Here is a 10,759-nt window from a genome sequence, read left to right on the forward strand (position 1 = left end):
AAGACCGCATGGAATTAGAAGAGAACAGTCCAAAACAAAACTATACAGAAGCTGAAAAGCAAACTATCTTTCATGGAGAGTTTATGCCCCACATTAACTCCATGTATAACTTTGCTTACAGGCTCACGCTGGATGCCGATGATGCCAAAGACTTATTGCAGGATACTTATCTGAAAGCCTATCGCTTTATTGAATCTTTTCAGAAAGGAACTAATGCTAAAGCATGGCTGTTTCGAATTTTAAAAAACAGCTTTATTAATGATTATCGAAAGAAGAGCAAAGAGCCTTCGAAAGTAGATTATCAGGAAGTAGAGAGCTATTACAATTCGGAGGAGGTTGACCGGCAAATAACACCCGATCTGCGTGTGGAGGCGCTTAAAGATATGATCGGTGATGAGATATCAAATGCCCTCAACGCTCTTGATGTTGATTTCAGAACAGTGATAATTTTATGCGACCTGGAAGGTTTTAAATATGAAGAGATGGCGAAGATTCTGGATATACCTATCGGAACAGTTCGTAGCCGACTTCACCGGGCACGCAACCTGCTGAAAGAAAAACTTAGTGAGTACGCTAAACAAATGGGTTATAAAACCGCATAGATCATGAGCAACCCCGATCCGAGCAAGATGAAGCAAGATTGTCCAGAGAAGAACGAATGCCTCAAAATGCTTCAACTCATTTTAGATGGTGAAGCAACTTCCGAACAAAAAGATCATTTCCTGAAAAATCATTTGGAGGAGTGCATGCCCTGCTACAAGAATTATCATTTGGAAGTAGCCATACGCCAACTCCTGAAAACGAAATGCTGCCAGGATGCTCCACAGGAATTAGTGGATGACATCAAAACCAAAGTGATTAATAATCTGGCGCGTTGATGGCTGGTAAAGCAATTATTTTTTCAGCGCCATCAGGCTCCGGAAAAACAACGATCGTTAAACACCTGCTTGCTGCAAATCCTGACCTTGGATTTTCAATCTCTGCATCCACACGTGATAAACGCGGACGCACCGAACAGCATGGTAAAGATTATTACTTTCTGACACCGGAAGAATTCAAACATCATATCGATAATGATGACTTCATTGAGTGGGAAGAAGTATATGCCGGTAATTTTTATGGCACGCTCAAGTCAGAGATCGAACGCATCTGGAGCGAAGGAAAAAATGTGATCTTTGATGTGGATGTCAAAGGCGGCCTAAATCTGAAAAAGTATTTTGGCGATAACGGCCTCGCTATATTTGTTAAAGTTCCATCCATCGAAGTATTGAAAGAGCGGTTGAACGACCGTGGTACGGAATCTCCCGAAAGTCTTTCGCGTAGACTCTTCAAAGCTAATTTTGAAATGTCGTTCCAGGATCACTTCGATGTAGTATTGGTTAACGAGAACCTCGACAAGTCGCTGGCGGAAGCACAAAGTCTCTACAACGACTTCAAAAATAAATAACACCTGCCCTATATTCGGGTTCAGAAGTTTCAGGATATATATAAAACTCTACATCTTTACTGTAGAGTTTTTTTATTGTTAACCATGAAAATCGGACTCTTCTTCGGCTCGTTCAATCCCATTCACGTGGGGCACCTCATCATTGCCAACCTTATGGCAGAGACCACCGATCTTAAAAAAGTTTGGTTTGTAGTGTCGCCTCAAAATCCGCTTAAACCCAGCAAAGGGTTATTGCATGAGTTCGACCGGTATGATATGGTGCGTGCGGCCATCTTCAATAATTACAAGCTCGAAGTATCCGATATAGAATTTAATCTCCCCAAACCGAGCTATACCATTCACACGCTGGTGCACCTGCACGAAAAGTTCCCCGACAAGGAGTTCAGAATCATTATGGGCGAAGACAACCTGGCTTCGTTTACCCGCTGGAAAAACTATGAACGTATACTGGAAGATTACGGACTTTACGTTTATCGCAGACCCAATGTGCAACTTTCAGAACTTCATACGCATCCTAACGTTACGTTTGTAGAGGCTCCCTTGCTGGACATTTCAGCTACTTTTATCCGGAACTGCATCAGAAATAAACAATCCGTGCGTTATCTTGTTCCCGATGTGGTAGAGGAGATGATTCGTGCGAAGGGCTTTTACCAGGATTAAACCCTTTTTATCTATACATGCAATTTCATACCCGGTTGGCATTGGCTGCAACACACACGATGCGTGTTACTTTTCTTATTGTGTTAACACTCCTTCCTGTATTTACTTTTGCACAAGGCATACGGGGCACCATTGTAGATGAAACCGGCAAACCTCTTGGGTTTGCATCCATTTTTGTAAAGCAAAACGGATCGGGCACTACGGCCAATGAAAACGGTACGTATGAAATAGCACTCGACTCCGGCCACTACGAACTTATATACCAGTATCTCGGGTACGAAACACAGGTACGCATTATCGATGTAGACAATGATTTTGTCTCCGTTAATGTAACACTCAAACCACAGGCAACGGTATTACCCACTGTAGTGGTGCAAGATGGCAACGAAGACCCGGCCTATACCATTATGCGCAAGGCTATAGCCAAAGCGAACTATCACCGGCAACAACTGGACAGCTATACGGCACGGGTATATATCAAAGGCGCTGGCAAGCTTAAAGATTATCCCTGGCTTGCGAAGCGAGCTTTACAAAAAGAAGGCATCGAAAAGAACCGGGTATATATATCCGAATCGGTGAGTGAGGTAAAATATACCCGGCCGAACAAGTTCGAAGAAAAAGTTATCTCCATCCGCAGCGATGGTAAAGACAACAATACATCTCCTAACCAGTATATATTCGGAAGTTTCTATGAACCGGAAATACAGGGCACTATTTCACCCTTGGCACCGAAAGCATTTTCATACTATAAATTTGAATACCTGGGCACATTCCAGGATCGCAACTATGAAGTAAGCAAGATAAAAGTAACACCACGCTTAAAGGGCGACAACGTAGTGGAGGGTGTGATTAACATTGTAGAAGGCTGGTGGAGCATTCACAGTCTCGACATTAACACCAGCAAAATGGGTATACAGGTATACATCAAAGCTATATATGCACCGATAGAAGATAAAGCATGGATGCCGGTATCGCACCAATTCAGAGTGGAGGGAAGAGCATTCGGCTTTGAAGCAGAATTTAAATACCTGGCTACTGTTAGCGACTACAAAATCAAACTAAACCCTGCCCTTTATGTTGACAACGACAAGATGGAGGTGATCGATGAGAAAGTACAGAAGGAAGAAGCAAAAAAAATAGAACAGAACAAACCATCAACGGCTGCAAAGAAAAACAAAGATGCAGATAATCTCAAGCAACTTCAAAACCGACTCGAATCCGGAAAAGAAATTACCCGCAAGGAGCTCAACAAAATGATGAAAGAGTATGAGAAGCAGGAGTTGAAGCGACAGAAAGAACCCGAAGTAATTTCAGATAACACCTTTAAGATTGATAGTGGTGCCTATAAAAAAGACTCTACCTATTGGGCTTCCATTCGTCCCGTACCGCTTACCACAGAAGAAGTGAAGGGCTATCAGAAGTCCGATAGCATGGCTACCGTTGCACGCAGAGCCGAAGAAGGCGATACGCTCAAAGCCTCCAAGCACAAAGGCTTTCAACCGTGGGATCTGTTGATTGGTGACACCTATAAAGTATCGAAGCATTCCAATTTCAAAATACATTTCCCCATGCCCGGATTCAATACTGTAGAAGGCTGGAACCTGGTATATAAAGTATCATTCGGAACTATATTACAGGACACTAACAAAACACGCCTCACCATTACCCCGGCTTTCCGTTACGCATTCTCACGCGAAGTAGCTTCGGGTAACCTTAAGTTCCAATTGCGTAATCAGAAATACAGGTTAGAGCTGGAAGGTGGTCGCTATATAAAACAGTTTAACGCAGATGAACCTATACTTCCTATTGTCAATACATTTACCACGTTGTTCCTAGAGAAGAACCTGATGAAGCTATACGAACGGAGGTATATCGATTTGAATTACCGCAGAAAGCTTAGCCAGTATGTTACGGTAAATGGAGGACTCTCCATAAACAGACGTTACATGCTGTCTAACACTACGAATGATAAACTGATCGATCGAAAAAGTGTTGAAGGGTATACGAGCAACATGCCCTACAGTGAAGAATTACCTCTTACCGGATTTGGTATTCATAATGCTTTGATCGGTTCGTTACAGGTAACGGCACGGCCCTGGCTCAAATACCAGATACGCAATGGAAAGAAATACGAAATCGGAAGTTCATCGCCTACGTTCATGGCCGAGTATCATCGTGGTATACCGGATGTATTGGGAAGCGATGTTGATTACGATCGTGTGGAACTTGGCGTAAAACATGAATTCAATATTGGTGTTCGCGGGCATGTAGACGTAGCGTTGCGCGGTGGAGCATTTCTGCAGTCGAACAAAATGGAGTTCATGGACTATAAACATTTCCTTGGTAACCAGACACCTTTTGCTACGGCCGATCCGGTGGGCAGTTTCCGTTTACTCGACTACTACGCATTTAGCACACGCAAACAATACTTTGCCGGTAACGTTCATTATCACTTTCGCAGATTCCTGGTCACAAGCTTTCCGCTGGTGCGCATGGCTGGTGTGAGTGAGAATGTTTTCGTGAATTACCTCGCCACACCTACCTCGAAGAATTATACCGAGCTCGGATATTCTATCGATGGTATACTTCGCTTCTTCCGTCTCGAGGCAGTAGCATCATTCCGCGATGGCAAGTATATGGACTATGGTTTCCGCATTGGAATCAATACTGCCTTCTCGGTTAATTTTTCTGATAATTGATTGGGCCGGCATTGTCATTGGCTGTTCACTTGCGTAGTTTTAGCATTCGGGTTAACAGCCTCATTATACTATGCAGCTTTCCATTGATGATTTTCTGAAACTCCGCGCACAGCTTCCCATCGTTGACGTGCGCTCCGAAGGAGAGTATCAGCAAGGGCATATACCGGCAGCACTAAATATACCTATATTAAACAATACCGAGCGCATAGCCGTTGGCACAGACTATAAACAGAAAGGACAGCAGGAAGCAATCAAGACCGGCTTTCGATTGGTGGGTCCCCGGCTTATCGACATTGTTAGTGAAACGGAAAAAATAGGGAAAGAAATTCTGGTACATTGCTGGCGCGGTGGCATGCGCTCTTCCAACTTCTGCCAGTTTGTAGGTATGGCGCGCGTTAAAAGCCATCAGCTTGCAGGAGGCTATAAAGCGTATCGCGCCAAAGCATTGGAGTCTTATAAATTACCAATGCAGTTAACGATCATTAGCGGGTGTACCGGTAGTGGTAAAAGTGAAATTCTTCGCGCATTAAAAAATCAGGGCGAGCAGATCATCGACCTGGAGCAACTCGCGTCTCATAAAGGTTCTGCTTTCGGAGGACTGATGTTACCTCCTCAACCTACTACCGAACAATTCCAAAATGATCTCTTCGAAGAAATTCATAAGCTTGATCTATCCAGAAGAGTATGGATCGAAGATGAATCTATAGCAGTAGGAAAAATTTTTCTTCCCGAAGGTTTATGGAGACAAATGAACAGTGGTCCCGTCATCGAGATCGAAGTCGATAAGGCTGTTCGCATTGAACGACTCGTGCAGGAATATGGTGCTGCCGATAAAGATATGTTTCTGCAGGCCATGATACAGATCACAAAAAAATTAGGCGGACAACATTTTAATGCAGCGCGCGAAAAACTTTTGCAGGATGATATGGCTGCTGTTATTGCTATACTTCTCACCTACTACGACAAGGCCTATACCAATGGTTTGATTCGCAAAAAACAACGCGTTAAAACTTCGGTTTCCTGGAATGGCAATGATGCCGATGCCTTTGCAGCAACGCTGATACAACAAGCGAAATGAAGTATAGCGCGAGTAAAGCATCAGCGTAAATCCGGAAAAATTAATTTCAATATAGTTTACCGATACGTTTACTTTGTAGTATGGAACCAATCAAACTTACACAATACAGTCATGGCGCAGGTTGTGGATGTAAAATATCTCCGGCCGTACTGGAAACCATTCTTCACTCCAATGCTCCTAAAACTATTTTTCCGGAGTTACTCGTGGGCAACGAATCGAAAGATGATGCTGCTGTATACGACCTGGGCGATGGAACCTGCATTGTAAGCACAACAGATTTCTTTATGCCGATCGTAGATGACCCCGCTACATTCGGAGCCATTGCATCTGTCAATGCCATCAGTGATATATATGCGATGGGTGGCGAACCTTTTATGGCCATTGCTATACTCGGGTGGCCCGTTAACAAAATACCACCGGAAGTTGCCAAAGGTGTGTTGGAAGGAAGTCGTAAAGTTTGTCTTGAAGCTGAAATGCCGCTGGCGGGCGGACATAGTATTGATTGTCCTGAACCTGTATTCGGGCTGGCCGTTACCGGCAAAGTGAAGAGGGAACATCTGAAACGCAACGATACGGCTAGAGCAAACTCGTTGCTATATTTAACCAAACCGCTGGGCATTGGTATAATTACTACAGCGCAGAAAAAAGGAATTGTACAGCAAGCACATTATCAACAGGCAGTAGACAGTATGCTTACACTGAACTGGCTGGGTGCTGAAGTTGGTAAGTTACCGTATGTAAGTGCCTTGACCGATGTTACCGGTTTTGGACTATTAGGACACTTGTGTGAAGTATGCGAAGGCAGTGAACTTTGTGCACAGATAGAATTCAGCAAAATACCAGTCTTCAATTTCCTCGATCACTATATTGAACAGAAGAGTATGCCTGGTGGCACCACGCGCAACTGGGATAGCTACGGCTCGAAGATCTCAGCAATCACCGATAAACAAAAAGCTATACTCGCAGATCCACAAACGAGTGGCGGACTACTGATTGTGGTTGACGAAGATCAACAGGAAGCTTTTGAAAAAGAAATGCAACTGCATGAATATAATCTTAAGCCTTTTGGAAGACTTATAGCCAAAGGAACGCACATTATAGAAGTACTGTAGATCTAATTATTATAGATATATAATATATATAACGTCATCACTTTATAAATGCCATGCTAAGTATACCCAGCAGCATAATAATTTTGCAGAAGGTGCTAAGCGCGGCAAAGTCGCGGGTTGTGTCGGCCCGTATCAGGCGATAGAGTAATATCAGCAGCGGTATAAAAAGAAATATAAGGAAGTACTCCAGCGGCAGCGCTTTGTAGAACTGGTTGATGAGTATTACTGTGAGCGCGAATACAGCCAGTATAAAGTATATAGCAAACTTGGTGCGCCTCAGTCCCCACACAATCGGGAGTGTTCGGCAGCCGAACGTATTGTCACCTTTCAGGTCTTCCATGTCCTTAATGATCTCGCGCACCAGCGTCATAAAAAAGGCAAAGCTCGCGTAGATCACAATGAGAGCACTTCCATGTCGGTATAGTAAATCAACAATCCACACCGACAAGCCTGTGAGAAACGCCACGGAGAAATTTCCAATAAACGGAAGCCGCTTCAGGTTGTTGGAATATAGCCAGAGTAGAAAAGCAGACAGCACATTCAGTGCAGCAATGCGCCACGACAGCAGCAATCCGATTATTATACCTATACCGGAAAGAACAACATGGAAGAGTATCGCATACCTGCGCGGTATATTCTTGCCGATCACCACACGCTCCGGTTTGTTGATGTAGTCTATCTTTACATCGTAGTAATCATTAATGATATAGCCTGCTGCCGCGATGAGGACTGTAGAAACCGACAGCAGAAATAACCTGCCATCGTCCAGTGTACTCCTGTCAACAAGAAAGGCAGCCGTGAAGTATTGCGTTATGCCAATGATAACCAGGTTGCCAAAACGTGTGAGCTTTAACAACGACTCGATAAAAATGCGTGAACGGTTAATAGTTGCCATGATACCCTCATGGCAAATTAACACATAAACCTCTCGGGTTTAAAGTGCCGGGAGGTTTATTAAAGAAGATTTAAAATTTAAAGGTCAGCATAGCCATAAAATTGCGGCCTGCCTGCGGAAAATAATAGTTCTCACGGTACTGCTGGCCACCCCCTGCATAACCCCACGTATACCCGTTGGATTCATATTCTTCCTCCAGAATATTATTGATGAGCAGGCTCAGCCCTATCTCTTTCATAAATGTGGGGTGCACGGTGTACGAAAAACGCAGATCGTTCACCACGTAAGCATCTATACTTCGTTGTGCGTTGGAAGTGTTGTCGAGATACTGACTACCTACATATTTGGTAAGCAAGGTTGCCTCCAGGTTTTTGAATATTTTATAGTTCAGACCTGAACCGGCAATTATGTTCGGAGAAAATGAAATATCTGTATTCCGGTGTGTAACACTAACTTCATTATACTCATCGAAGTTTGCTCCGTAATCATAATACACTTCCTTAAATTCCTTGATTTTGTTTCGACTCAGTGTAACGTTGGCATTCCACGAGAAGCGCTCTGAAATTTTAAGAGCTCCTTCGAGTTCTATACCCATGCGATAACTTTTATCAACGTTGGTACGAATAGAAGCTCCTACGTCATTTACCTGTCCGGTAAGCACGAGTTGATCGCGATAATCCATCAGGTAATAATTCGCTTTCAGCATATAGTTCTTACCCATAATCTTATAGCCTGCTTCCAGGTTTCTCAGGTTTTCAGATTTGGGTGTGCGACCTTGTGGCGCATCCACAAAATCATCGCGCACCGGCTCGCGGTTTGCTATACTATAGGAAGCATACGCCACCTGGTTATCACTCACGGCAAACGTTACTCCGGCCTTCGGATTAAAGAAATTGAAATCAGCATCTACATTCACTGTATTTTGCTTGTTCTCTATACCCGTTGCTGTATAGGTAACTCTTCTGTATTGCAGGTCTACGTAAGCGTTGAGGCGATCGGTAAAGCTATAGGTAGTTTTACCATATATATTAAAATCGCGCTTGTCGCCATTGTTGAAATAATACTGATACTCGGTTGGTACAGGTGATACCTGCGCCCATATAATTTGTCCATAGTGATCGCCATCATAACGATTCCAGCCACCACCGAGTATAGCATTCAATTTATCCTTCTCGTAGTTGAGTGAATACGTAAATCCGTAGAAGTCATTCTTCAGCCAGCGTCTGCGCACAAGATCTGTTGATGTTATTGTTGAATCACCGATCGTTACAGGTGACAGTCCATAGTCTGCGAGCTTGTTGTTATAGCGATACTCTTCATAATATCCTTTACCCGGTGTATAGTGTAATGATACATTGGCCGTAAAGGCATCGGCTAAACGTTGTGAGAAATGGAGTTGATAGTGATCCTGTTTATAGTCATCAACCTGGTTCTTATAGGTATAGGGATTGAACGTGCGGCTGTTGGAAGTTAACAGGTTGTTGGTTTGCTCCTGGTTCCAGCCTTCATTTGATGCCGTCATCAGCATTGCTTCGGTATCATTTTGCAAGCGCGACTGCGGCACGCCATACCATGCCTGGTATGTTCTTTCTTTACCACCAAACGTAATGGCCTTGATCATGGTGTTGCCGGAATAGAAACCAGCCGAGAAATAGTATGATTGTAAATCGGCTGTAGCACGATCGATAAATCCATCAGAATTTATTTTGGATACACGACCGTCAATTACCCAATGATCATTGAGTAAACCTGTACCAAAACTCAAACTGTTTCTGAATGTACCAAACGAACCTGCAGACGACATGAGTGTAGCATACGGATCGTCATTGCGTGTGTTGGTCTGTAAATTTATAGTAGCACCAAATGCACCACCGCCATTGGTAGATGTACCTACACCGCGTTGTACCTGTATACTTTGTGATGATGCCGCTATATCCGGGACATCAACCCAGAAGGTACCGAGCGACTCGGCATCGTTATAGGGTATACCGTTAACCGTTACATTGATGCGGGTTGCATCGCTTCCGCGAATGCGAATGCCGGTATAGCCTACACCGGTTCCGGCATCAGACGTTACTACGGCAGAGGGTGTCCAATTCAACAGGAAAGGTAAATCCTGTCCGAAGTTTTGTTTTTGTATAGCCTCGCGATTTACATTGGTAAATGTAGCCGGAGTTTTTTCATCGGCCCGCGTTGCCGAAACGACTACTTCATCTGTCATCACAAATGATTCCTGTAACGCTACCGTTACTTCAGCATTCGCTGAAGAGAGGCTGACTTTTTGTGATTGATCTGAATAGCCGATAAATTTTACCAGCAAGCTATATTCACCTGCGGCAAGTTTATCGAATCTGAATCTTCCGAATGCATCGCTTACCGTAGCACGATTTGTGCCTTCCAGTTGTAACGTTGCTCCGGTTAATACCTGGTTGTTCTTCGCATCGCGAACACTGCCTGCCATGGAGAACTCCTGCGCATAGACGCGCGCTGACAACAGCATGACTGCTGCCACTAAAAATACTTTGTACATTGTTTTAAAATGTGGTTTAAACTAACAGCGCACAGGGGAATGCTCTGCGTACGTTTAACCTTGCCTTCCCTTCGGCCGCATTACCGGCATCAGGTTCATTGGGTATAATCTCAGCCCGTTATATTAAGGCACCCCTTTGTCTTTCGACAGTGCAAAGGTAAATGTATAGAACTCGAATTGCAAACCTTCGTGAAAAGCTGCTGGTCGCTGGCTACTGGTTACAGGAGTAAAAATGTCGATCCCTAAAAAAGGTTGACCGTTTTTTACTAATCAAACCATCGGACAAACATGAACCTGGGGTTCTGTTTCCGGGGTAAAATCAGTACGACTTGATGTCG

The 10,759-nt window shown here is 43.8% G+C and carries 9 protein-coding genes and 1 riboswitch; of the genes, 7 read left to right on the plus strand and 2 right to left on the minus strand.

Annotation, left to right across the window (positions count from 1 at the left end; genetic code table 11):
• The first annotated feature begins 8 nt into the window (after positions 1 to 8).
• The 7 genes from ACFQ21_RS13085 to selD all read left to right on the plus strand — a co-directional run bounded on the left by ACFQ21_RS13085 (position 9) and on the right by selD (position 6,996).
• The gene (locus ACFQ21_RS13085; protein WP_377579647.1) at positions 9 to 602 is read left to right on the plus strand and encodes a sigma-70 family RNA polymerase sigma factor; all 594 of its coding nucleotides are present in this window, start codon (positions 9 to 11) and stop codon (positions 600 to 602) included.
• Between the two features lie 3 nt (positions 603 to 605).
• The gene (locus ACFQ21_RS13090) at positions 606 to 878 is read left to right on the plus strand and encodes an anti-sigma factor (RefSeq protein ID WP_377579648.1); all 273 of its coding nucleotides are present in this window, start codon (positions 606 to 608) and stop codon (positions 876 to 878) included.
• Complete coding sequence (gene gmk, locus ACFQ21_RS13095) at positions 875 to 1,447, plus strand: guanylate kinase (RefSeq protein ID WP_377579649.1); 573 nt, start codon at positions 875 to 877, stop codon at positions 1,445 to 1,447. Before ACFQ21_RS13090 ends, gmk begins: the two co-directional genes overlap by 4 nt.
• Positions 1,448 to 1,531: 84 nt before the next feature.
• The gene (gene nadD / locus ACFQ21_RS13100; protein WP_377579650.1) at positions 1,532 to 2,107 is read left to right on the plus strand and encodes a nicotinate (nicotinamide) nucleotide adenylyltransferase; all 576 of its coding nucleotides are present in this window, start codon (positions 1,532 to 1,534) and stop codon (positions 2,105 to 2,107) included.
• A gap of 17 nt (positions 2,108 to 2,124) precedes the next feature.
• Positions 2,125 to 4,806, plus strand: a complete 2,682-nt coding sequence (locus tag ACFQ21_RS13105; RefSeq protein WP_377579651.1) for a DUF5686 family protein — start codon at positions 2,125 to 2,127, stop codon at positions 4,804 to 4,806.
• A 70-nt stretch (positions 4,807 to 4,876) separates the two neighbouring features.
• The gene (gene mnmH, locus ACFQ21_RS13110; protein ID WP_377579652.1) at positions 4,877 to 5,884 is read left to right on the plus strand and encodes a tRNA 2-selenouridine(34) synthase MnmH; all 1,008 of its coding nucleotides are present in this window, start codon (positions 4,877 to 4,879) and stop codon (positions 5,882 to 5,884) included.
• Between the two features lie 80 nt (positions 5,885 to 5,964).
• The gene (gene selD, locus ACFQ21_RS13115; protein WP_377579653.1) at positions 5,965 to 6,996 is read left to right on the plus strand and encodes a selenide, water dikinase SelD; all 1,032 of its coding nucleotides are present in this window, start codon (positions 5,965 to 5,967) and stop codon (positions 6,994 to 6,996) included.
• Positions 6,997 to 7,033: 37 nt separating this feature from the next.
• On the opposite strand, the gene ACFQ21_RS13120 is transcribed toward selD, so the two are convergent.
• Positions 7,034 to 7,891, minus strand: a complete 858-nt coding sequence (locus ACFQ21_RS13120) for a geranylgeranylglycerol-phosphate geranylgeranyltransferase (protein ID WP_377579654.1) — start codon at positions 7,889 to 7,891, stop codon at positions 7,034 to 7,036.
• Positions 7,892 to 7,961: 70 nt separating this feature from the next.
• On the minus strand, positions 7,962 to 10,421 hold the full coding sequence (locus tag ACFQ21_RS13125; protein WP_377579655.1) for a TonB-dependent receptor: 2,460 nt from the start codon (positions 10,419 to 10,421) through the stop codon (positions 7,962 to 7,964).
• A 49-nt stretch (positions 10,422 to 10,470) separates the two neighbouring features.
• Positions 10,471 to 10,567, minus strand: a riboswitch (TPP riboswitch).
• Positions 10,568 to 10,759: the final 192 nt, after the last annotated feature.

This window comes from Ohtaekwangia kribbensis (genome assembly GCF_042676245.1).
In the GTDB taxonomy this organism is placed as follows: Bacteria; Bacteroidota; Bacteroidia; order Cytophagales; family Cyclobacteriaceae; genus Ohtaekwangia; species Ohtaekwangia kribbensis.

Bases quoted from the DNA above. Each gene is read 5' to 3' on its own strand.
- ACFQ21_RS13085 (WP_377579647.1), top strand. From the start codon at position 9: ATGGAATTAGAAGAGAACAGTCCAAAACAAAACTATACAGAAGCTGAA.
- ACFQ21_RS13090 (WP_377579648.1), top strand. From the start codon at position 606: ATGAGCAACCCCGATCCGAGCAAGATGAAGCAAGATTGTCCAGAGAAG.
- nadD (WP_377579650.1), top strand. From the start codon at position 1,532: ATGAAAATCGGACTCTTCTTCGGCTCGTTCAATCCCATTCACGTGGGG.
- ACFQ21_RS13105 (WP_377579651.1), top strand. From the start codon at position 2,125: ATGCAATTTCATACCCGGTTGGCATTGGCTGCAACACACACGATGCGT.
- mnmH (WP_377579652.1), top strand. From the start codon at position 4,877: ATGCAGCTTTCCATTGATGATTTTCTGAAACTCCGCGCACAGCTTCCC.
- selD (WP_377579653.1), top strand. From the start codon at position 5,965: ATGGAACCAATCAAACTTACACAATACAGTCATGGCGCAGGTTGTGGA.
- ACFQ21_RS13120 (WP_377579654.1), bottom strand. From the start codon at position 7,891: ATGGCAACTATTAACCGTTCACGCATTTTTATCGAGTCGTTGTTAAAG.
- ACFQ21_RS13125 (WP_377579655.1), bottom strand. From the start codon at position 10,421: ATGTACAAAGTATTTTTAGTGGCAGCAGTCATGCTGTTGTCAGCGCGC.